The organism is Paenibacillus periandrae, from assembly GCF_022458865.1.
GTDB classification, from domain to species: Bacteria; Bacillota; Bacilli; order Paenibacillales; family NBRC-103111; genus Paenibacillus_S; species Paenibacillus_S periandrae.
The window spans coordinates 234848-257846 of sequence record NZ_JAJNMU010000006.1 but is presented as its reverse complement, the minus strand read 5'-3'; the positions used below and the strand labels follow the sequence as shown (position 1 = coordinate 257846).

General features: G+C 40.0%; 19 protein-coding genes. 16 read left to right on the top strand and 3 right to left on the bottom strand.

Features of this window, described 5'->3' with window-relative positions; all coding sequences use genetic code 11:
• Positions 1-13: 13 nt before the first annotated feature.
• Together LRL21_RS12050 and LRL21_RS12045 are read left to right on the top strand one after the other, a co-directional pair.
• Positions 14-259, top strand: a complete 246-nt coding sequence (locus LRL21_RS12050; protein ID WP_240416014.1) for a hypothetical protein — start codon at positions 14-16, stop codon at positions 257-259.
• On the top strand, positions 256-900 hold the full coding sequence (locus LRL21_RS12045; RefSeq protein ID WP_240416013.1) for a hypothetical protein: 645 nt from the start codon (positions 256-258) through the stop codon (positions 898-900). The genes LRL21_RS12050 and LRL21_RS12045 overlap by 4 nt, the downstream gene beginning before the upstream one ends.
• Before the next feature lie 6 nt (positions 901-906).
• Here LRL21_RS12045 and LRL21_RS12040 read toward each other — a convergent pair whose 3' ends face one another.
• Both LRL21_RS12040 and LRL21_RS12035 read right to left on the bottom strand, forming a co-directional pair.
• Positions 907-1917 carry a hypothetical protein gene (locus LRL21_RS12040; RefSeq protein ID WP_240416012.1) on the bottom strand — a complete coding sequence of 337 codons (1011 nt, stop codon included), beginning with the start codon at positions 1915-1917 and terminating at the stop codon, positions 907-909.
• A 4-nt stretch (positions 1918-1921) separates the two neighbouring features.
• The gene (locus LRL21_RS12035; protein ID WP_240416011.1) at positions 1922-2353 is read right to left on the bottom strand and encodes a MarR family winged helix-turn-helix transcriptional regulator; all 432 of its coding nucleotides are present in this window, start codon (positions 2351-2353) and stop codon (positions 1922-1924) included.
• Positions 2354-2654: 301 nt separating this feature from the next.
• On the opposite strand from LRL21_RS12035, the gene LRL21_RS12030 reads away from it, so the two are divergent.
• Positions 2655-3173 (top strand): DUF3231 family protein, encoded by a 519-nt coding sequence (locus LRL21_RS12030; RefSeq protein ID WP_240416010.1) that lies wholly within the window; start codon positions 2655-2657, stop codon positions 3171-3173.
• 526 nt (positions 3174-3699) lie between these two features.
• On the opposite strand, the gene LRL21_RS12025 is transcribed toward LRL21_RS12030, so the two are convergent.
• Positions 3700-5991: a helix-turn-helix domain-containing protein gene (locus tag LRL21_RS12025; RefSeq protein WP_240416009.1), complete on the bottom strand. Its 2292-nt coding sequence runs from the start codon at positions 5989-5991 to the stop codon at positions 3700-3702.
• Between the two features lie 454 nt (positions 5992-6445).
• On the opposite strand from LRL21_RS12025, the gene LRL21_RS12020 reads away from it, so the two are divergent.
• From LRL21_RS12020 to LRL21_RS11960, 13 genes are all read left to right on the top strand, one after another.
• A complete protein-coding gene (locus LRL21_RS12020) occupies positions 6446-8131 on the top strand; it encodes an extracellular solute-binding protein (protein WP_240416008.1) in 1686 nt (561 codons plus the stop codon).
• A gap of 72 nt (positions 8132-8203) precedes the next feature.
• Positions 8204-9145 (top strand): ABC transporter permease, encoded by a 942-nt coding sequence (locus LRL21_RS12015; RefSeq protein WP_240416142.1) that lies wholly within the window; start codon positions 8204-8206, stop codon positions 9143-9145.
• A gap of 12 nt (positions 9146-9157) precedes the next feature.
• Positions 9158-10039 (top strand): carbohydrate ABC transporter permease, encoded by an 882-nt coding sequence (locus LRL21_RS12010; protein WP_240416007.1) that lies wholly within the window; start codon positions 9158-9160, stop codon positions 10037-10039.
• 161 nt (positions 10040-10200) lie between these two features.
• A complete protein-coding gene (locus LRL21_RS12005; RefSeq protein WP_240416006.1) occupies positions 10201-11229 on the top strand; it encodes a LacI family DNA-binding transcriptional regulator in 1029 nt (342 codons plus the stop codon).
• Between the two features lie 128 nt (positions 11230-11357).
• Complete coding sequence (locus tag LRL21_RS12000; protein ID WP_240416005.1) at positions 11358-12644, top strand: ABC transporter substrate-binding protein; 1287 nt, start codon at positions 11358-11360, stop codon at positions 12642-12644.
• A gap of 26 nt (positions 12645-12670) precedes the next feature.
• Entirely contained in the window at positions 12671-13567 is an 897-nt protein-coding gene (locus tag LRL21_RS11995) for a carbohydrate ABC transporter permease (RefSeq protein WP_240416004.1), read from the top strand.
• Positions 13568-13579: 12 nt separating this feature from the next.
• Positions 13580-14401, top strand: a complete 822-nt coding sequence (locus LRL21_RS11990) for a carbohydrate ABC transporter permease (protein WP_240416003.1) — start codon at positions 13580-13582, stop codon at positions 14399-14401.
• 35 nt (positions 14402-14436) lie between these two features.
• The gene (locus LRL21_RS11985; protein ID WP_240416002.1) at positions 14437-15669 is read left to right on the top strand and encodes a family 1 glycosylhydrolase; all 1233 of its coding nucleotides are present in this window, start codon (positions 14437-14439) and stop codon (positions 15667-15669) included.
• A gap of 241 nt (positions 15670-15910) precedes the next feature.
• Positions 15911-16861 carry an ABC transporter permease gene (locus LRL21_RS11980; RefSeq protein ID WP_240416001.1) on the top strand — a complete coding sequence of 317 codons (951 nt, stop codon included), beginning with the start codon at positions 15911-15913 and terminating at the stop codon, positions 16859-16861.
• Between the two features lie 13 nt (positions 16862-16874).
• Positions 16875-17747 carry a carbohydrate ABC transporter permease gene (locus LRL21_RS11975; RefSeq protein ID WP_240416000.1) on the top strand — a complete coding sequence of 291 codons (873 nt, stop codon included), beginning with the start codon at positions 16875-16877 and terminating at the stop codon, positions 17745-17747.
• 119 nt (positions 17748-17866) lie between these two features.
• Positions 17867-19453, top strand: coding sequence for an extracellular solute-binding protein (locus tag LRL21_RS11970; RefSeq protein ID WP_240415999.1), 1587 nt, complete (start codon positions 17867-17869; stop codon positions 19451-19453).
• 212 nt (positions 19454-19665) lie between these two features.
• Positions 19666-21099 (top strand): response regulator transcription factor, encoded by a 1434-nt coding sequence (locus tag LRL21_RS11965; RefSeq protein ID WP_240415998.1) that lies wholly within the window; start codon positions 19666-19668, stop codon positions 21097-21099.
• 145 nt (positions 21100-21244) lie between these two features.
• A complete protein-coding gene (locus LRL21_RS11960) occupies positions 21245-22939 on the top strand; it encodes a sensor histidine kinase (RefSeq protein WP_240415997.1) in 1695 nt (564 codons plus the stop codon).
• Positions 22940-22999 lie beyond the last annotated feature (60 nt).

The following is a 22999-nucleotide window of genomic DNA, read 5'->3' as shown; positions in this document are numbered from 1 at the left end:
GGCCAGCAGTTGAGTGGCCAAACGTCTGCAGCTTCCGAAGTATCCGGAGGCGTGCCCCTTCAGTGACGAGGAGATGGATGAGAAGATTAGCTTTTGGAAAGCCTTATTCGCTATGGCTAAATCGCGTGGTATGGAAGTATTCATGCAAACCTGGAACATACATCTCCATGAGAAGATTGCGAAGGAGGAGGGTTCCAGCTGTACGGGCAAGATCATCCTGTCATCCGCGATTACTTGCGGGAGGCGGTCAAGGAGTTGATCGCCGTCTACGATGATCTTGGCGGCTTCGCAACCAATCCGGGTGAACGAATGTATGATTTTTCTTCGGGCGCATTCGAGGATTTCATCCTTGATGTGTATTTTAATGCTCTCAAAGAGGCCAAACGCCAGGTACCCTTCATCCTGCGCAGCAACTGGCTTCCGGTGGAAGCGACACGATCGATGGTGGAGTTGGCTAACTATACAGGCACGGTATATATTGATTGGAAGTTTAATACGTCTCACGGGGTAGCAGAAGACTACTTTTTCGGCCCGGAGCGGGTTCTTCCGTTTCTGGAGGAGGTTAGAATGGATGAGAAAGGAAGAAACATACAAACGTACGACTTCGAACGGCGGTGGTATATGTATGAAGCTTGGGGTCGTATGGGATATAATCCGGATACTCCGTCTGCCTATTGGCAGAGGCGCTTATGCATCCAGTATGGCCTGCCGGAGACCTCGGACGGGGTCGTCTTATGCGAGGCGGTACGTGCTGTCAGTCAGGTACCATACCGACTTGCAAAAAGACCGTTTTTAGCCTGTGAGAAGGCCCTAAACGGTCTTTTCGTTGTTTTTCTGTCACAAGCTAGTTTTTCAGTGTCCTCGAAAAATCTGGCCAATTTTGCTGGTCAAACAAATTAAATTTTGTCAGTTACCAAGCTCTTGTATTAAGTTCTTAAATCTGTCGTACGCTGGTTTTTTTGAATAATCGTCCCGCATAATCCCATATTGATGGAAGAGATCATCCTTGGAGCTGTCTGCATCCCGAAGTCCAAATAGCTCATAATGAGAAATATTCAGTTCAAGACGCAAATCATGAATCGTGCGGATAACCATTTCAAGAACTTTCGCTTGTTGTTCGTAAGTTCTTTCTATATTAGCAACGGGGTTCTTCCCTGTAGGCCATCCGTTTTCTGTTACTCGGATAGGGACTGAAGCAGGTATACCAGCCGTAACAAGATCTTTATCCCTTAGATTGCGAAGTATGCGTTCCACGGATGCCGGTATTTCTTTCAATTCCAGCGGCTGATCATCAAATACATCAACATAGAAATTATGTCCTACAAAATCGACGGATTCTATAAAGGTGTTTCCGCCAGACTTGGCGAGGTTATCCCAAAAGTGCGGAACCGCCGCTGGACTGTCGGGTACCGAACCGAATCCGATTTTTATCGGGAGATTGTGCTCACGGGCTTCTTTCTTTGCTGTAATAACTCCTTCTAAAAGGGCTTGCATGATATAAGGCTTCGAACCTTCCATAAAAGATAAATTGGGTTCGTTTGTAATTTGAAGAGAAGCCAGCTGGGTGCCGTATTGATTAATGACCTTGCGAATAAAATCAAGCCAGCTTGCAAGTTCAATTCCAGGTTCTTGTTGGTTCGTCCAATCCCCGCATCCTATAGTCAAGTCCCCCAATAAACCGGCTCTGGAAAATCGATCGGCATTTGAGAACATTTTGGATTCCCATTCTCTTGTGTAAATGAGATAATTTCTAGGCATCAGCTTTTTTGTCTCGCCTCGAAGATCTCGCAGTGCTAATTGAATCTTTTCGTAGTTATCCTGTGGTCCGACAGCCAAACCGAAAGGTGTTCCTGCCACGCTAAGCGGATAAATCCCAAATGTTAATCCGGATGAAATCGCTTGTTCTCTTTGGTTCATTTTTTTATCCCTCCATTTTTTTTAATAGTATATTGACTTTATGAAGAGCGAATTTAAAATCAATTTGCTCCTCATCGCTTAATTTAGCAAGATTATTGCTGAAATTCCGATAAATATCAGTCCATTTACTATCTTCAATTTCCTTTCCTTTCGGCGTTAACGACACTAAAACAGCACGTTTATCCCTAGTGTCAGGCACCTTATCCAAATAACCACCGAATTCCAAATCACCAATGATATTCGATAGTTGTTGCTTTGCAATATTTAAACCAGAGCTAATGTCTTTAAGATTCAAAGGCTTTTGTTGCATATACATAAATTCGATTACATGATTCTGCATATGTGTTAATTCTTCCGATTCCTTGTTCAACTCTCTAAAACTAGCAAAAATGGTTGGTATTAAAGCGAGGTATTCTTGTGAGATTTCTTTAATCATTAATAGTTCTCCTTTCATTTAGTAAATATTATATTACTATAATCCTACATAATCAACTAAGATTATTGATAATACAAATTAATTATTTACTATATTAAGTGAAGATTCGTCGCGTTCAATGCCCATGGAAAGCCGCGAATCGCCACCTCCTCGTTTACCATCCCATCGCTTAACCTAAATAGACGGCGCCTGGATACAGCCGTCTATTTACCCATGTCAACGAAAAAAAGTATCTGGGATATATTTTTGAGCTTAGGATAAAATACTTTCGTTCAACCAATTCATTTAAGGAGTTGTTACGATGGGTATTTTAAGCGGTAACCCTAAGGATGAGCCATTACATTATGGGGAAATTTACGATGTATGGCAATTTTCCATGACAGCTAAGGGTTGTGTATCTATGAACCGGGCCTTCCAAAATCATGCTGGCGACTACGATCTCAAAAAAATACTTGCCGCTATAATCGATCAGGCAGAGCTCGAAATAAGCGAATGTGACACTATACTTACGCATAACGGAATTACTCCATCTCCATCGCTGCCAACAAGGCCGGAAGTGAAGGTTGAAGAGATCCCAGTTGGTGCACGTTTTACCGATCAGGAAATTGCCGCTATCATTGCAGCGGATACTGCGGCTGGTCTGGTAGCATGCAGTCAAGTTATAGGCAAGTCCATCAGAGAAGATATTGGTGCTTTGTTCGCTAAATATCATGCGACAAAAGCAAGTCTCGGTTTAAGAATTTTAGAAATGAGTAAGGAAAAAGGGTGGCTTGTCCCACCACCACTCCAAGTCAAAAGGCCTGAACTCGTTCAGACTTAACCGTACTACTGGTTTTAAATAAATCAATGAATATAAGGGAGAAATAAAGATTTGACTACTGAAATAAAACTTCGACAACCCATAAAATGCCGCGGATGTATATGGGGAAAGTGGGATGGAATGAAACAATACTGTCCAAAGATCAACTGTATTAAATTATCGCAAGATTCTAATAGTGAGAGTATTCTTATGTGAATGAGGAAATATTAAATTGCCTGTTCAACACTCCCTAATGTCCTGTGCTATACCCTCACTCCTTCGGGAATGGGGGTTGTGTTGTTTCAGGAGTAATAAGCTTCTTATTCAAAAACGCCGTTATTACTTCACACGAAATCACAGCCACTATAAGCTGATATTCGCCTTCATTGGTTTCGTCTGTCGTCGTTGAGGTTCTTACCATTTACTTATGCTTCATTAATATGCGGCTGTTTTAATAAAATGTTCTATAAACGCGGTGATCAAGGGTCCTATGAAAAATGGAAGGGACGAGTTGAAGAAGTAGCAGCTCAGTTACTATAAAGGATTATCACTCTTTATATTTTCCCGGAGTAACTCCCTCATACTTTTTAAAACTGCGTATCAACGCATTGCTGTTTAAATACCCTACTTTGACAGCCGCGTCGGAGATATTGAGTTTTTCGTCCCTTAATAATACTTTCGCTTTTTCCAGCCTTACCTTATTGATATAATCCGGCAAGGTTTCTCCGGTTTGTTCTTTGAAGAGCTTGGACATATAGCTTGGAGTAATTCCGAGATTTTCTGCAATCATTGCTATATTTAAGGTAACCTCTTCATAGTGGCTGTTAACAAACTCGATGATACTCCTGCTCAATTCGTAGGAACGATTACCAGTTTTTGACTGTATGTGCTTACATACTGATGATAGTGTATTGGTAATTTCCGCCTGCAGCTCAGCTACGGTTTCACATTCAAACAATTTTTCCACCGGCTCAGCAGCAGATATTTCTTTTACTGTTTTTACGACTGTACTTGCAAGGTCAAACATAAAATACCTTGTCATTTCAGCAGTCGGAGTGCCATCAATAAAGTTGGAGCGAATAATGTCATCAAGTAATTGCTTTCCTTTGTCAAACTCACCGGATTTGATGCAATTCACTAGTTTTTGCTCTTTTTCAAGAGGGTAGAAATAATCTCTCACATTATATTTCAGACTTTGGAAGCTGATAATCTTTCCGTTACCGGCAATCAATTTGTATTCGAGTGCTTCTACGGCTTCCTGATATGCTTCCTGCATGCCATGGATACCCGTGTGGGCATTGCTGATGGAAATTGTGAGGATCATATTGTAATATTTTCTAAAAAATCTTTGCAGCTCTTCTGTAATGTTTACCAATTCCTGCACATGATCTACCGCTTCAAGATCCTGCAGGTTCACCAGGAATACTATTTTCTCATCAATCTCTGTAACAAAATTCTTATACTTTTGTCCCAAGAGCTCCTCAAAAACATTGGTGATCACAAAGCTGGGGAGCTTTGACTTCGCTTCAAAATCATCTCCAATCCCTAAGGAAATAAGCTTGCCCTTATCTTCTATAGATAGGAGCACTACTATAAAATCACCGGATATAAACTGCATGTCAAGAGCGTAAAATGCATTGTGATGTACAGATATATTGCCAAACTTCCCTTTTAAAAGCTTTTGCAGAAAATCCGCTCTCACAACACTGCTTTGCTGTATAAGTTTCAGGTTTATTTGTTCCTTTTCTTGAAGAGTATCCTGGATGGCCTCATAAATAAACTGATATTCATTATTGGATCTGTCATAAGTGTTCTTTATTTTCCCATTTTGGACGATGCGGATGAGATTACGAACCGGATTATAATTACGCCATGTAAGTAAAACCGATACTGCTCCTCCAAAAATTAAACATAGTATAATGCTTGCAATCATTAATTTTTCTGTAAACTCACTTTTTTCCATCACAATCTCTCGGCGAACAATGGAAACATACTTTAGCTTGGATACATCGGATTTCGTATAGGATATGATTAATGAATCCTTTCCTTGTCCTTTCACCAGCATATTATCGCTATCGCTTAGTTCTTCCACCTGTAAGATATCCGATAAATGAAAAGAAGCAGTCGACGCGAGAATGTTGTTATCATTATCTAAAATAAAGATACTTCCATACTGCGCCGATTGTATATTTTGAATCATTTCAGTAAATCGTTCTTTATTTAACAGGATGACGATTGTGGCAAGAGACTTCTCCCAATTGGATATTGGGATTGAACGCATGTAAGCGAGCGCTCCTGAATCCTCATTTGAGTTTGTCTTATTGCCTATTGAGATATATCTGCCGCTGTACGCTTTTTGAAGAGTATCTATCCATTGTTCGTACCTTAGGTCATTATGGACAAGATTAGAGTACATATAATTACTCCTTGAAGCTGTTGTTGAAGAAATCACAGCATCCAGGTTTTTAAAGTACACATAAAAATTATCTATGTAGCCATTCGTTATATTCATCCTTTTGAAATCTTTTACTATTTGAGAAACCTCATACTGTTTGTTATTCCAGTTCGTTTCCTGCGAAGTGGCCAGCAATTGAATATCCGGGTTAAAGGCAATATCAAAACTTAAGCGCTCGGCGTCCTTTAAGATGTTGTCCATATTCAGCTGAACTAGTTTCAGCATAGCAAGATTTGCCCTGTTTGTTTCTTGCTCAATGGTCCTTACAGTAACAAAATAAACGATTCCAGTGAAAATGATAGGAATTAACAGAATCAATATATAAGATAAAATTTGGGTGAAAATGATACTATTTCTAGTGTTCAAAACTCTCATTACGTTCATGAGATCCCCCTCATTATTAGGATTAGTGAGTTCGGGTAACAAAATTCCGCACGGAGGAGGGTACCCGGATCTTCAGCCGCATTCGAAGGTTCGTCTCCACGCTCCGCTAGAAGGGACGGTCTTGGAGAGCTTACGTTCCTAAAGATTATACTACAATACATTACAAATGAAATTCCACAATTTCCCTGCAAGCTTTATAAGACCATCTATGGCCTACAACTTGGAGCATGACGGACTGGCGGCACTCCGGCAGTGGCGCGGGAAGCAGACATCGTCAGTCGTTGCACCGTTTTTTTTGTTTTTGATGATGAATTGCTCATATTTAATATTGACTTTTGGGATTTTGAATACGCATTCTGTTGGATGGAGATTGATTTACGGTTGATAGAAATACTACACTTGCCCTAGTTACAATTACGTGCAGCAAAAACATGAAACTTAAGGGGAGAAAAAAATGTTAAAAAGTAAAAAGGCTTTTACCAAGATTACTACCGGTTCCCTCTTGATAGCGCTTTTGTCATCTGCGGCGATGACAGGATGTGCAGGAGAGGAAAAAGGGGCTGAACCCAATTCGACTCAGACGGATACCGCAATAAAATTACCTTTTGAGAAACCGGTAAAATTCCGTGTCTGGGAGCCCCTGCCGAGCACTGCTCTTGCTGTTATGAAGAATTATGCCGAGTCAGAACTGAATAAAGAGCTGCAGAGGAGACTGAATGTTACGCTTGAGTATATTCATCCTACAGAAGGCTCGGCGAAGGAGCAGTTTAATCTTATGCTTGCGTCCGGCGATATACCCGATTTTATTGTGGGCACATTTGGAGACTATCCGGGAGGAAGTGTAAAAGCCTTCGAAGATGGAATATTGATTGACATAAAGAAAGAAATCCCCAAGTATGCACCGGATCTTGCCAAAATCTATGAAGCCTATCCTGATTTATTAATGGATGTAGAGACAGAGGATGGTAAGCAGTTTTATTTCCCTTTCCTCAAAGGTCACGAGAGTGTGTATACTTACTTCGGCGGCTATTTGCGTAAGGACTGGTTGGACGATCTGGGACTACAAGTGCCGGAAACTATTGACGAATTGTATACGGTATTGAAAGCCTTCAAAGAAAAGAAGGGTGCAACGGTACCTTTTACCGGAAATGTCGGAAATATTAAAGGAATCTACTTTACCGGAGCATGGGGGATTAACCAGGATCACTTTATTGAGAATGGTAAGGTCGTATACGGAGCTATTGACCCAAGGTTTAAAGAATATACCAAGACGATGGTAAAATGGTATAAGGAGGGTATCTTAGACCCCGAATTGGCTACGAATAATTCCAAAACCATCGATGCCAAAATTACCGGAAATCAAGCCGGCGCAACCGTGGGAAACACCGGTTCAGGTCTTGGCAAATACTTGCCGCTGATGAAGAACAAGGACCCCAAATTTGACTTGGTCGCCATGCCGTATCCCGTCCTTAACAAGGGTGACTTCAATCCCTTTATGGCGAAGGATGGACCTACCACCGGCGGTGGCGCCTGGAACGTGACCAGCGCAGCTAAGAAGAATCTGAAGGAAGCGCTCGCATTCCTGAATTATGGCTATACGAAGGAAGGCTCCATGCTCTATAACTTCGGTATTGAGGGTGTGAGCTATAAGATGGAAAACGGATATCCCAAATATACGGAGCTGGTTACGAATAATCCCAACGGACAGCCTATCGCAACCATGGGACAGTTTTACGCCCGCGCCTTTAAAGACGGACCCTTTGTACAGGATCGAAGGTATTTTGAGCAGTACATGGCGTTACCCCAGCAGCAAGAATCACTAAAAACCTGGACCAAATATGCAAAGCAGGTTACTAAAGCTAATAAGAACTATAGAGGAACCTTGACACCGGATGAAGTTTCTCAAACCACTACCAAACAAAATGAAATCAACACGTATAAGGATGAAATGTTCCTGAAGTGGCTTATGGGAAAAGAGGATGTGGATGCTACCTGGGATAAATATGTGGAGCAAATCAAAAAGCTGGGTATTGAGGATATCAACAAAGTTAGACAGGGTGCCTATGATCGGTACATTAAAAAATTCCCGCAGGCATTAAATCCGCAATCGTTTAATATCAGCGACATCTTTGATAAATAGCATGATGGAAATGGGGGAAGAAATTCTCCCATTTCACAATACAGGGAGGTTCCAATAGTGCCAGGAGTAAAGATGCAGCCGCAACATTTGATATACAAAAAGCCAGGCCTCATTCAGGCAATAAAAAAGGATTATAAAAAAAATAAATGGTTGATATTGATGGCCCTGCCCGTAGTAGCCTGGTATATCCTGTTTCACTACGTTCCCATGTATGGGGTCATCATCGCGTTTAAACAATTTAGCCCGGTAAAAGGAATCTGGGACAGTAGCTGGGTAGGACTAAAACATTTTCATGATTTCTTTAACAGTATATCCGCTTGGAGAGTCATCCGAAATACCTTATTAATCAATTTCTATCAGCTTATCTTTGCTTTTCCGGCACCCATTATTCTGGCGTTATTGCTTAATGAAATCAAAAGTAAATATTTTAAAAAGACGATCCAAACCGTTACCTATTTACCGCACTTTGTTTCAACGGTGGTTATCTGTGGCATGATTATCGATTTTTTCGCAAAAAGCGGCCTGATTAATGATATTATTACTTATTTTGGAGGCTCCCGAACTATCTTCCTTGTTGAAGCAGGATGGTTTAGGACAATTTATGTAGGTACAGGCATCTGGCAGGGCGTAGGTTGGGGGTCGATTATCTATCTCGCTGCCCTCACCGCTATTGACACGGAGCTATATGAGGCGGTAACCATAGATGGGGCCGGAAGGTGGAAACAGTTTATCCATATCACTCTACCAGGAATTGCTCCGACAATCGTGATCCTATTAATTATGAATATTGGCCACATGATGAGTGAAGGGTATGAAAAAGTCATATTGCTTTATAATCCTAGCACTTATGAAACAGCGGATATCATTTCATCCTTTGTGTACCGGCGTGGATTGGTGGAGGCAAATTACAGCTTCAGTGCAGCAGTGGGACTATTTAACTCTATAGTGAACCTGATTTTAATCGTAACAGCAAACTATGTTAGCCGGAAGGTTAATGAAACCAGTCTTTGGTAAGGAGTGGAAGGTATGGTTGTCAAAAAGACAGTTGGGGATTACATTTTCGATTCGGTGAATCTTATTATATTAGCAGCACTGGCTGTGATAACGGCCTATCCGTTTGTTTATGTTATTTTTGCATCTTTGAGCAGTGCAGATGAGCTTACAGCCCATAGCGGCTTACTCCTAAAGCCATTAAATTTGAGCTTAGCGGCTTATAAAGCTGTGTTAAAAAACCCGATCATTTATTCCGGGTATATGAATACGCTCTTTATTGTAGTGGTGGGTACGGCCTACAATATTATTATGACATCCATGGGAGCTTTTGTTCTCTCCAGGAAAGATTTCTTCTGGAGAAAGCCGATTACCATCATGATTGTGTTCACCATGTTTTTCGGTGGCGGGCTGATTCCCAATTTCTTATTAGTCAAGAATCTCGGTTTAATGGATTCATTATGGGCTTTGATCATTCCCGGAGCAATCGGAACCTGGAATCTGATTATCATGAGAACGGCGTTCCAGGGAATTCCGGACAGTTTGGTGGAATCTGCCCATATAGATGGTGCACATGATTTCATCATATTATTTAAAATCATTTTGCCACTAGCGTTGCCAACCATTGCCGTTATGGTGCTGTATTATGGGGTAGGCCACTGGAATGCATGGTTTGGGGCCATGATTTACTTAAGAAATAGAGAATTATGGCCGTTGCAGCTGGCGCTAAGGGAAATTCTGATTTCCAACAGTACGGATGAAATGATGTCCGGAACAGTAGCTCAGGACAGAGCTGCGATTGGGGAAACGATAAAATATGCAACAATTATGGTTGCTACACTCCCTATCTTGGCGGCGTATCCATTCTTGCAGAAGTATTTTGTGAAGGGAGTAATGGTTGGAGCGCTCAAAGGTTAAACTTGACAATTATAGCGAGCCCGAACAGCAAAGCCCTTTTCGCGTTTGTCGTGGGAAGGGCTTTTTGCCAATAGTTGAGCTTAGAAAGTATTGACAAAAAAAAGAAAACGTTTTACTATTTGCTTATCATTTAAATCGATTTAAAATAAAAGGAGCAGCTATTGAAAAATTTTACAGTTACAATAAAAGATGTTGCCAATCTAGCCAATGTTTCAACCGCGACCGTATCCTTAGCACTCTCTGGTGATCCAAGGGTAAACGTGAAAACGAAAAAGCTGGTTGAAGAAGCAGCAATGAAGTTGAATTATATTCCTAATGAGATTGGTCGCAGTCTTAGAGCTAAGAAAACCGAAACGATCTCATTTATTATTCCCAATACTTCACACCATGTATTTACACACCCTTACTTTGCACAACTGCTCGAAGGGATTAACGAAGTATTAGACAGGCACAATTATAATTTATTAATCTCCACAAGCCCTTCCGAAAAAGATGAATCTGCCGCCTACAATAAAATATTAAAAAATCGACGTGCAGATGGGATTATACTTTCTTCAGCTTCTATCCATGACAGAAACATATTAAGAATGGTCGAATCTGGCTTCCCGGTTGTGTATTTGGGGAAATGGCATCATGACGATGCGCTAACCGTTGAAAGAGATGATATGGGGGGGGCTTATACAGCCACAGAGCATCTTATACGGATAGGCAGGAAGCGGATTGTTCATATTACAGGCCCCCTGGACCATCAAGAAGGTATTGATAGGCTGGAGGGATATAAGAGAGCACTCATGGATAATAAAATCCATTATGATGAAGCATTGATTATGGAGAAGGATTTTTCCAGAGAGTCCGGATACGAAGCTGCTGCGGAATTAATGCGTAAACAAATCGATTATGATGCTTTATTCGCTGGGAATGACCTAATGGCCATTGGCGCACTGAAATTTTATAAAGAAAACAAAATTTCGGTTCCAGGTGATGTATCCGTTGTAGGTTTCGATGATATAGAGATGTCGACAGTGGTTACTCCCATGTTAACGACAATTCATCAGCCTATGAGAGAGCTCGGTTATGTGGCCGCGGAGAAATTGATGGCCGTCTTAAATAACCAGGAAGTAAAGGAAAAAAGAACGGTTATGTCTACACATTTAATTATTCGTGAATCCTGCGGTGCGGATATGCCATAAATTCTTTTTTTTAAAACAAATTTAAATCGATTTAAATTTTGAAGGAGGTGATGTGCATGTAGCGTTATTGAGCTATCCAAGTTGAAGGTAAGGGTCTACCACATTTGTAACCAAATAGGAGGAATAGTATGAGCAACCTTTTAATGAAAAAGTCATGGTTGATTTCGTTCGCATCTATATTTACTTTATCAGCGGTCCTGACAGCATGCGGAAGCAGCAGTACAGCACCAGAAACAGGAAGCAAAGCAGCTTCTGAAGCCAAAGTAACGCTAACGTATTGGAATGGGTTTACCGGTCCGGATCGTCCTGCTTATGAGGAGCTTGTGAAGCGATTTAACGACAGTCACCCCAATATTCAAATTACGATGGAGATCTCTCCCTGGGATGCACTTCTAGCCAAATTACCTACATCTCTTGCTTCGGGTCAAGGGCCTGACATCGCATCCTTCGATTCCGCATTAATTCCACAGTATGCCAAAGGCAATTTGATTCTTCCTGTAGATGATATTTATGGGAAGGGAATAGATCCCAAGGTGATGGCAGCGAGTTTAGTCGATGCTATGAAATATAACAGTAAATTATATGCAGTGCCTGCCAATACAGCAACATTATTAATGTACTACAACAAGGACTTATTTAAAGCTGCCGGGATTGCTGCTCCTCCGACGACATGGGCAGAATGGCAGGATGCTATTATGAAAACAACGAAAACGAACGGCAATGAGAAACAATATGGACTGGTGCTTGCTGACCATGCAACAATTCCGATGTGGCCTATTCTCATTTGGGGGAATGGCGGAGATATTCTTTCTGCAGATCATAAGACATCAATGTTAAACGACAGCAAAACTGTGGAAGCGCTTAAAATATGGGCTGACTTAGTTGCAAACAAGCGGATTTCTCCTGTTAATCTGACGGGGGGAGATGCGGACAAAATCTTCGCCTCTGGCAAAGCTGCAATGGAAATCAATGGTCCTTGGATGGCTGGTGGGTTAAGCGGCGTAAATTATGGCGTTGCACCGGTTCCATCAGGCCCTGCAGGCAAAGCTACGCTTGCTAATGCAGTTGCGATGGTGATTGGAAAAAACACCAAGCATAAAGATGAGGTTTACGAGTTCATGAAATTCTGGAATAGTGCAGATGCTCAAGCTTATCTGTCTTCAAAAAGCGGCTTCCCGCCAACAAGAACGGATTTAAATGACAATCCGCTAGTGAAGTCGAATCCTCTCATTCCACAATTCGCTGCAGTCGCAAATGATTCCAGATTTTACTTAGCAGGCATGGAGCAGTTTAGTAAAATTGACAGTGACATTTTCACGCCAGCTATTCAAGCGATTACTAACAATAAAGGTACTGTCGAAGCTACTATGGCAGATGCAAGTAAGAAATTGGATGCCCTCTTATCAGGCAAATAAGAATGAACGAGATCCAGGAGGTAGTTATGATAAGCCCACGCGTCCATAGAAGGACTTTGACCAAGCAAAGCCGGGCAGCTTTTTTCTTTTTATTGCCAACAGCGCTCCTCTTGTCCTTATTTGTATTTTGGCCAATTATGAACTCATTGTGGTTAAGTCTGCATCAATGGAGTCTGCTCGAAACAGAGCACCCCTTTATCGGGATCAGTAATTACAGCAAGCTGATGCAGGATGAACGTTTGTGGAACTCTGTGCGAAATACCGTTTATTTTACAATCAGTTCGGTTCCTTTGGGTATTTTTTTCTCGCTGCTGCTCGCATTATTATGTAATTTGACACTCAAGGGAATGAGCTACTTTAAAGCTATTTATTTTCTACCTGTGATTTCATCCTTTGCAATACTTTCAATTATATGGTCATTTTTAATGGATCCAGATATCGGATTGCTATCTTATTATGGTCATCTTATTGGCTTTTCCGTGACAGGTTGGCTGCGGGATCCAACATGGGCGATGCCAGCCGTCATTCTGATTGCTATTTGGAAAAATGTCGGATTCAATATGGTTATTTTTATGGCAGGCTTGCAAGGAATCTCGATCTCCTTGTATGAAGCTGCAAAAATGGACGGTGCAAATACATTTCAGAAATTTTGGCACGTTACGCTGCCAGCACTACGACATACAACACTGTTCGTAACCATAATATCCGTAATTGCTTCATTTCAAGTATTTGATCAGGTGTTTGTTATGACGCACGGAGGTCCCTTGTTCAGTACGGAAACGATCGTGTATTACATTTACCATCAAGGCTTTGATTTGCTGGATATGGGCTATGCCTCTTCAGCAGCATGGGTATTGTTTGTTGTTGTATTTCTAATTACGTTAACTCAGCTTAAGCTGTTTAATTACAATGAAACGGACTAGGAGGTACTGGGCATGAAGACACATGTAACCCGCAATTTCCAGTATCTGATGCTGATTGCGGCAGCTGTTGTTATTGCTTTTCCATTCGTATGGATGGTATTTACATCGTTTAAGCCTGAGAATGAAATTATGCATTTTCCACCTACATTAGTACCGTCCACAATGATCTTGGACTCGTATGTACATGTATGGAGCAGGATTCCTTTTCTCACTTTTTTCAAAAATAGCGTTATTTTCTCTTTCAGTGTTACCTTGATTTCTCTCCTTTTTGACTCAATGGCCGGTTATGCGTTTGCCAGACTTTCATTTAGAGGACGAAATAAGTTATTCCTTCTCGTGTTGGTGGCATTGATGATTCCCGTTCAGGTGACAATCATTCCGTTATTTATTATGCTCAGCCATTTGGGCTGGCTCAACACATTCTGGGGATTGATTATTCCACGAGCAACGAATGCATTCGGTATTTTTATGCTTAGGCAATTTTTTATAGGATTGCCCAAAGAGTTGGATGAAGCAGCCAGAATGGACGGGTGCTCAGAATTCAGGCTGTATTGGCAAATAATTTTACCACTGGCCAAGCCCGCTATTGCGAGTCTGGCACTGTTCCACTTGATGTACAACTGGAATGATTTATTGTGGCCATTAATCATTACGAGTACTGAGAATATGAGAACCTTGCCGGCCGGACTTGCCCTATTTATGGGTCAGCATGTGGTGGAATATGGTGTTTTAACCGCTGGTGCCGTGATTGCTACCTCCCCACTTGTCATCGCTTTTTTATTTGCACAAAAGTATTTTATTCAAGGTGTTGCTTTTACTGGCTTAAAAGAATAGAGATCAGAGATGACGGAAAAGGAGAAAGTTACTGTATGGACAAATTACATCCTTGGGTTTGGGCTGTAGGCTTCGAAAATACCTTCATTGGTCAAACGGCCAGAGGCGAGAGGGTTCTGGATGAATATGAGATTACGCAGCATTATCAATATTGGGAGGAGGATTTGAATAGAGTCAGGGAGACAGGGGCTGCCATGATTCGTTATGGTATTCCCTGGTATCGAATTGAAACCAGTAAGGGTGTATTTGATTGGTCATGGACGGATCAGGTAATGAGTTATTTCGACCAGCACCGCGATTTAGTGCCTATTATTGACCTGATGCATTATGGTACACCGTTATGGCTCAAGAATGAATTCATGAATGCGGAGTATCCGCAATTGGTTGCCAGATACGCCAAGGCGTTTGCGGAAAGATACAAAGGTGTAGCTTCTTACTATACTCCACTTAATGAACCATTTGTTAATGCGGAATGGTGCGGATGGAGTGGGAAATGGCCTCCATATTTAACAGGGGTGCTTGGCTTTACGCTGATGATAAATCAGTTGTGCAAGGGAATCATTATGACCGTTAAATGCTTAAAAGAGGTTGATCCCAATGCCGTAATGGTGCACGTGGAGGCTTCCAAGAAGTATGTGGCAGAAGATCCATCCTACGAAGAAGCAGCCCGATTATGGAATGAAATACGATTCATCATGTGGGAGCTGGTGCAGGGACGAATTCAGCAGGGGCATCCACTGTTCACATGGGTTCAAGATCATCATATGAGCGATCAGGATTTGGCATGGTATGCGCAGAATCGCATTGAACTTGATCTGGTCGGAGTTAATTATTATCCGCAATTCTCCTTAAATGTGGTTGGCCAAGAAACTGTCGAGCAAGGACAGATCCCAAGGGCGGTGATGGGAACTGCCGAGGATATGATCGATATTGCCAGAGAACTGTATCAACGTTATCACAGACCGATTTTCATTACGGAGACAAGTTACAATGGTAGCGAAGAGGAGAGAGTTTCCTGGCTGGAGGATGTTATTCGTGCAGGCTGGAAAATGAGTGAAGAGGGGATCGAGCTTTATGGTGTAACATGGTTCCCTTTTCTGGATATGGTGGATTGGCCCTATCGGACGAACGGTCTATCGTTTAAAGAAAATCTGGCTACCTTCGGTTTATATAACCTGGAAGAGCAGCCTGATGGAACGATCCACAGAGTCAAAAATGCCGCAGGAAAAAGATTTGAGGAAGAGCTGAGAGCGAAGTCAGTTTTGTAATAAAAAAGCGGTTGTAAATAGGGGTGCTGGTTGGGACTGCTGCGGAGAGCACGGGTGCAGCCAGCACCCCTTGGCAAATAAAATATAAAAATATTACCAAATTAATTTTAGAAAATTACATTTTATTAATCATTATTGAGCGTATAATTTTTTACATAAAGATATCTTTATGAGATTTGTAGCGCAAATAATTGAACAGGAGGATGTTTGGTTAAAACTTATTGGAAGAGGGATGATGTAATTGAAAGCGGTTGTAGGCAGCTCTAGAGGCAATATCAAAGTAAACAGGAAAAACAGTATCGTACATAGTTTAAAAAAAGATTCTCTACTTTATTTTCTCTTACTGTTGCCAATGGCTTATATCATCATATTTAAATATGCTCCCATATATGGTGTATTGATGGCTTTCCAGGACTATAACATTTTTGAGGGAATTAGCGGGAGCGAGTGGGTTGGGCTTGACGTCTTCAAATTCATTTTTGAACAAAATAGTTTTTACCGTGCTCTTAAAAATACGCTGGTTTTAAACTTTCTGGATTTGATAGTCGGTTTCCCAGCACCCATCATACTGGCAATTTTGTTGAATGAACTTAGACATGTAAGATTTAAAAAAGCGACCCAAACAATTTTATATTTACCGCATTTCTTGTCCTGGATCATTATTGGAGGTATGGCATACCTGATATTTTCCTCTGGAGGTATGGCGAACAGTTTCCTATCCAGCCTTGGCTTTGCTAACATTGAATTTCTTTCTGAAAAAACGAACTGGCTGATCATGTATCTGGCTATTGGGATATGGCAAAGTGCAGGATGGGGTACAATCTTATATTTAGCGGCAATAACTGGAATAAACAAGGAGTTGTATGAGGCTGCAGATATGGATGGGTGCAACAGGCTTCGTAAAATATGGCATATTACTTTGCCTGGAATTAAGCCTACAATCATTATTTTGCTTATTTTACAAATTGGAAGGATGCTCTCGATAGGGTTTGACCGGCCATTTGTTTTGGGAAATTCGCTGGTAAGTGAATACTCCGATGTCATCAGTACATTTGTTTATAGGATAGGAATTGGATCTGGCGATTTTTCACAGGCAACAGCAGTGGGACTATTTCAATCTGTTGTCGGGTTGGTATTTTTAGTGACAGCGAATTTTATTGCTAAAAAAATTGGGGAACAGGGAATTTGGTGAGGAGTTGGGGTTGTTGAGTAGAAAGCAAAAAACTAATTTAATTGATTTATGTATTATATTATTCCTTACTGGAGTAGCCATTACTTGTCTGGTTCCATTTCTGTATATGATTGCTCTTTCTCTAAGCTCGAATAATGCAATTATTTCCCAGAAGGTTGCGCTTTGGCCGGTAGATTTCACAATTGAAACCTATAAAACGATCTTAAACGATATAGAGATGATTTATACACTTGGGTATACCATTGTTCTTACAATTTTATATACAATAATTTGTATGTTTTTAACCATATGTGCAGCGTATCCGCTTACAAAGAAACGATTAAAGGGAAGAAGCTTTTTTTTAACAATCCTGGTATTTACGATGTATTTTAGTGGAGGTTTGATACCGAGCTATATTCTGGTAAAAAACCTGCTAATGATCAATACGATATGGAGCTTGGTTTTGCCTGGTGCTATGAGTGTTTTCAATTTGATCATACTAAAGACCTTCTTCTCATCACTTCCGGAAAGCCTGGAAGAATCGGCATCCATAGATGGCTGTAATGAACTGGGGATACTTGTACGGATAGTGCTTCCACTATCTTTGCCTGCTATAGCAACCTTAAGCCTCTTTTATGCGGTTGACAGATGGAATGGTTTTCAAGATGCACTTTTTTATATAACAGATAAGAACTTATATCCGATGCAATTAAAGCTGTATCAAATTATAACTGCAAATCAACAGTTAGATGCCCAGCAAGGTGAGGGGAGCATGGGTGCCTTTATTGTTCCTGAGTCATTGAAAGCGGCAAGTGTAATGTTTGCGACAATTCCTATATTAGTTGTTTACCCTAAACTTCAAAAATATTTTGTTGATGGTGTCATGACGGGGGCAATTAAGGGCTGATACTGAATCTGGAAAAGAAAGGAGGTGGTTACTTTGCCGATCAGCCAGGATTGGTGAGGCACTCATACAAATGGCTATACAATTTTCGAAATGACTAAGTATTAAAGGAGAGGTCAAAAATGAAAAATAAAAAATGGTTGGCTGTATTACCGGTTATGACGCTATTAATAAGTACAGTGGCAGGATGTGAAAGCGGGAGTAAAAAAGAAGGCCAGTCAACAGCAACAGCAACAGCAACAGCAGCTGCAACGCCTTCAGGTACGCCGGTTACATTAACGGTTGAAGTATTTGACAGAGGCATACAGGGGCAACCGGATTTGAACAATAATACCTGGACACGGTACATTAATGAAAATTTCGGAAAACCGAATAATGCGGTTGTGAAGTTCGTTCCGGTACCCAGGTCACAGGAAATTGATAAGCTCAATGTATTGATGGCTGCAGGCGAGGCGCCTGATATATCATTTACTTATGACAGCGCAACCGTATCACGATACGCTAAGGTTAATGGTATTACTCAATTGGATGATTTATTAGCTAAGCATGGTAAGGAATTAACGAATTATCTCGGTAAGACCGTTCTTTCTTACGGACTTTTTGGTGGGAAGCAGATGGCGATCCCTGCAAAAAGAACTTCGCTCGCATGGAATGGTATGTTTATTAGAAAGGATTGGCTGGATAAATTGGGGATGCCCATTCCTACCACCCGAGATGAATTATATAATACTTTAATTGCATTCAGAGATAAAAATCCTGGAGGCGTAGATCGGGTTATTCCCTGGGGTTTGGCAGCAACCGGTATGAACTATAACTATGGAAATTTAGGCGAATCTTTCTGGGGGAAGCAGTCGGAGGAGGAATTCGTTACAACTCCGAGCTGGCTAAGACCCGGAAATAAGGATGCGCTCAAGTTTCTTAACAAGCTCTACAATGAAAAATTAATCAGCCCTGATTTTGCTCTAGACAAAACGGCTAAGCAGGCGGATGCTGACGTTACAAATGGTAAAGTTGGATTCATGGTTGCTAACTGGGATTATCCGTTAAGGCAAAATATCAGTGAGCCCTTAAAAGCAAATGTACCTAACGCAAACTTTGTTCCTATTGATACTTTTAAGAATGCTGAAGGGAAATACAAGAAAATCGCGTACAATGAAAATGGAGTGAATATCTTTATCCCTAAGAGCAGTAAAAATGCAGAGCTGGCAATTAAATACTTAAACTGGATGTCAGACCCCAAAGTATTATTTTTCCTGCAATACGGACAGGAAGGCGTTAATCATAAGATGGTGAATGGTATTCCGCAGGTTGTCAGTCAAACAGGGGACAACATGCAAACCAGTAATCTAAATCTTGATCTTACATTGGTCGTAAATGGTGTGGAGCTGGGTGATCCTCAGAAGAATATTAAGGCTTTAGCTGCATCGGCTCCAGGTCTCGAAGATGCTGCAGAAAAATCATACAAAATCAATACTACGGATACTTACACAAATTTCTTCTATGATACGCCAAGTGAGTCTAATATTAAGTTTGGCAAAACACTTGGGGATATGGACAAACAAATGACGGATAAGCTTATTGTTTGCAAGCCTGCAGAATTCGACAGCTTGTACGATAAGCTGGTTGCAGAGTATATGGCAGCAGGCGGGCAGACTGTAATGGATGAGAATGTGAAAATCTACAAGGCAATGCAATCCAATAAGAAGTAAGAAGTAATCCAAAAGTTCATATAGGCCGTTGACGTATCAGCGGATAAGTTAAAAGCCTATGGACATAACGGCGTTATATCCATAGGTTTTTATCATGGAACGTTTGGCTGTCTTGTTATTTTGCGGGTAAAGAGTTAAAATTTTAGCAGATTATAGGACGGCAGGCGGACAGGCTGTTAGGAATAGGTATATCAGCTATCAAGGGGGTACTTATGTATAGTGTTATTATTATAGATGATGAACCGTGGGCGATAAAAGGAATACGGAATGCATTTAACTGGAATAAATACGGGTTTGAAATCACAGGCCAATTTACAAGCGTCCATAAGGCAATTGATTTTATGTGCGAAGAGCGTCCTGATCTCGTTTTTACAGATATAAGAATGCCTGAAATTTCCGGCCTTGACCTTATTAAAATGACCAAAAAAAAGGAATTGGATGTTGAGTTCGTTATTGTAAGCGGTTTCGCTGAATTTGCATACGCGCAGGAGGCCTTAAGGTATGGTGCGCTGGATTATTTCCTGAAGCCCATAGATATTGAGATGGCAGATCCGTTAATCGAAAAGCTGGCATTGCATTTTTCTAAAAAGAAAAGTATGAGAAATAACCTTATTTTAGAGGCACTAATCTCAACGGATAAAAGAGAATTAAAACATTTAACTCCATTTTTTGATCATACATCGGACTATTACTATCGTGTACTTATCATGTATTCAAATAGCGAAAAGAAGGATGATAAAGACAGACCGTTTTTTGATAGTAAACATACATTGGAAGTTGAATTTGGATCAAGAAAGACACTATATATTCTCAAAAGTGAACAAAGAACGGATTTGGATAGATTTGATTCTGCAGTATTCAGTGGTTCAGATATAAAAGCGGTAGGAATCAGCAGCATTTCTAATCATTATGAAAATATTGCAAAGCTAATAAAGGAATCAGATATCGCAGCGTCAAACATATTTTTAAATGAAGAGCAAGGTATATTTGAATACGAGCCAAAGCTTAATTTGGTTAAGCCGTTTATAGATGGAATTTCTTCTATTATTCAAGAGAATAAGTTTGAAGAAATGGATGTCATCATGAAAAGACTTATGTATTCTTTCAAACAAAATAATTTGGGTATGGGAGAGGTGGTTTATTTATGGAATCAAGTGGTCAGTGTGTTGGTTAACACCTATTACGAAGAGTTAAGATATATGGAGCTCGATTTCCTGAATTACTCTGAACTGAAAGAGCGCTTTAAAAACTTTGAGTCATTATGCAGTTTTTTATATGACATTTTTATTTATATAAAGCAGTTGAACAGCGAGTCTGTAAATGAAGGTGATATCAACTCTTATTTTATTCAGATGGTTAAATATATCGACAATAATTTTCAGCACAAGCTATATCTTAAAGATTTATCCGTAAAATTTTTTATAAACCAAGTATATTGCTGCCAACTGTTTAAAAAAGTTTTGGGAAAAACCTTTTCGGAATATGTAACTGAATTGAGGATAAAAAAAGCTTGTGAGCTATTGAAACATACCGAATTATCAATTGAAGAAATTACAACAAAAGTGGGATTTTCTGATTACTATTACTTCAATAAAGTATTTAAAAAGCAATGTGGGATAACGCCTACGAAGTTCAGAAAAAGCTGATTGATATAACCTTGTTGCAGGATCGGAGTGGGGGAATTTGAAGATTAGTAGATTAAAGCTCAAACATCAGATATTACTCATATTTTTATTCGCGATTATAATATTTACATCAATGGAGTTATATTTCTATTATAGCTTTTATAATTTGACTCAGAATAGAGCTACCAATTATGGTAATAAAATCATCGAACAAACACGCCAAAAGATAGATTCAGTTTTTAACGATATAAAGGTCAGTACAAACATAGCTGTTAATAATAAAAAGATACAAGAATTCACCATTGCAGAGGATGATTATACGAGGGATTTTGATATAGGCACTTATGTACTGGATCTAATGGAGTATATGAGGTCCTTTAATTCTTATGTGAATGGAATTGTTATTAATGACAATCAAGGAAGACGAGTTTACAGCTTAGCTTCCACAAATGGTGATATTTTTTTTTTGAAACAATATGATACATTTATCAGTGATTATAAAAATGATAGTGAGTCTGTTAACAAAGGAAAGTTTACGAACATATTAAAAAACGAAAAAACAGGAAACGAATATTTCTTTTATATAGCACCTATTATTGAAGCTATTGGCGGGGTTCATTTTTCTCAAAAAACTGGCTATTGTTCAGTTATGGTTAATACGGAAAAAATGCAAGAACTCGTTGAAAATACGGAATTGACACCTAACTCTACTTTGTATATTCTAAACAGCCGAAATGAGGCCATTGCATCCAATAATGCAAATTTACGTGGCGCTTTATTCAAGGATCTACTTTCAGTAGATAGGAATAGTTTAACTAATGGAGTAAAAACAACAATAAACGGGGAAGACGTAATCGTTCAGGAAAAAGGCCTGGAGCAGGCGGATGGCTGGAGTATAGTAAGTATTATTCCGGTGCATGAATTGACAACGGACATGAATGCTATTAAAAATATTAGTATTATAGCAGGAATTGGTATAAGTCTAAGTATGATTATTCTCGGGTATTTTTTCTTAAATAATCTAACACGACCTGTCATGGGGCTTGTAGCAGATATGCGAAAAATTGGTGAAAGAGATATGGGCTTCAGGATAAAGGTACGCTCAACCAATGAAGTTGGAGTGTTGGCCTATGATATCAATAGCATGATTGACAAAATGGAAGAGATGACAAGAAATATATTTAATACTCAGGGAAGATTATATGAGTCAGAGCTCAGCAAAAAGCAGGCTGAATTTTCTGCCTTACAAAGTCAAATAAACCCGCATTTTCTGTATAATACGTTAAATTGCATAAGCAGTATCGGACTTGAATACGGCAGCAAGGAAATTGCGCAGATCACTTCAAGCATGTCCAAGATATTTCGATATAGTATTAAACAAGACGAGCTTGTTAGGATAAGTGAAGAAATTCAATGTATTAAAGCATATTTGAATATTATCTCAATTAGATATGAAAACAAATTTTCTATGGAAGTAAATGTTGATGAAAAGCTATTGGAAATGAAAACACCTAAAATGATATTGCAGCCCATCGTTGAAAATTCAGTATATCATGGACTTGAAAGTATGGACGCAGGAGGACATCTTAGCGTGAGCGGTCATATAGATGCGAATGGAGATGTATGTTTTCAAGTATCGGATTCTGGAAAAGGGATAGATAACGATGAGCTGGAAAGCATGAAAGCGAAACTGAATATGGAAGAATCGGAGAGAGTGAGAAACAATTTTGATGGAAAAAGTATCGGTCTTTCCAATATAAATAACAGGATAAAGCTGCTGTTTGGAGAAGATTATGGAGTAGGGATAGAAAGCCAGGTAGGTTATGGAACGACAGTGATAGTTAAAATCCCCTATATTTGAAGTGGGCTATGCAACTATTATAATATGTGAACAACGCATCTATCTCAGGGATAGATGCGT

What these genes read in the sequence shown, in the direction of transcription:
- LRL21_RS12040 (WP_240416012.1), bottom strand. Translation starts at nt 1,917, where the DNA reads ATGAACCAAAGAGAACAAGCGATTTCATCCGGATTAACATTTGGGATT.
- LRL21_RS12035 (WP_240416011.1), bottom strand. Translation starts at nt 2,353, where the DNA reads ATGATTAAAGAAATCTCACAAGAATACCTCGCTTTAATACCAACCATT.
- LRL21_RS12030 (WP_240416010.1), top strand. Translation starts at nt 2,655, where the DNA reads ATGGGTATTTTAAGCGGTAACCCTAAGGATGAGCCATTACATTATGGG.
- LRL21_RS12025 (WP_240416009.1), bottom strand. Translation starts at nt 5,991, where the DNA reads ATGAACGTAATGAGAGTTTTGAACACTAGAAATAGTATCATTTTCACC.
- LRL21_RS12020 (WP_240416008.1), top strand. Translation starts at nt 6,446, where the DNA reads ATGTTAAAAAGTAAAAAGGCTTTTACCAAGATTACTACCGGTTCCCTC.
- LRL21_RS12015 (WP_240416142.1), top strand. Translation starts at nt 8,204, where the DNA reads ATGCAGCCGCAACATTTGATATACAAAAAGCCAGGCCTCATTCAGGCA.
- LRL21_RS12010 (WP_240416007.1), top strand. Translation starts at nt 9,158, where the DNA reads ATGGTTGTCAAAAAGACAGTTGGGGATTACATTTTCGATTCGGTGAAT.
- LRL21_RS12000 (WP_240416005.1), top strand. Translation starts at nt 11,358, where the DNA reads ATGAGCAACCTTTTAATGAAAAAGTCATGGTTGATTTCGTTCGCATCT.
- LRL21_RS11995 (WP_240416004.1), top strand. Translation starts at nt 12,671, where the DNA reads ATGATAAGCCCACGCGTCCATAGAAGGACTTTGACCAAGCAAAGCCGG.
- LRL21_RS11990 (WP_240416003.1), top strand. Translation starts at nt 13,580, where the DNA reads ATGAAGACACATGTAACCCGCAATTTCCAGTATCTGATGCTGATTGCG.
- LRL21_RS11985 (WP_240416002.1), top strand. Translation starts at nt 14,437, where the DNA reads ATGGACAAATTACATCCTTGGGTTTGGGCTGTAGGCTTCGAAAATACC.
- LRL21_RS11970 (WP_240415999.1), top strand. Translation starts at nt 17,867, where the DNA reads ATGAAAAATAAAAAATGGTTGGCTGTATTACCGGTTATGACGCTATTA.
- LRL21_RS11965 (WP_240415998.1), top strand. Translation starts at nt 19,666, where the DNA reads ATGTATAGTGTTATTATTATAGATGATGAACCGTGGGCGATAAAAGGA.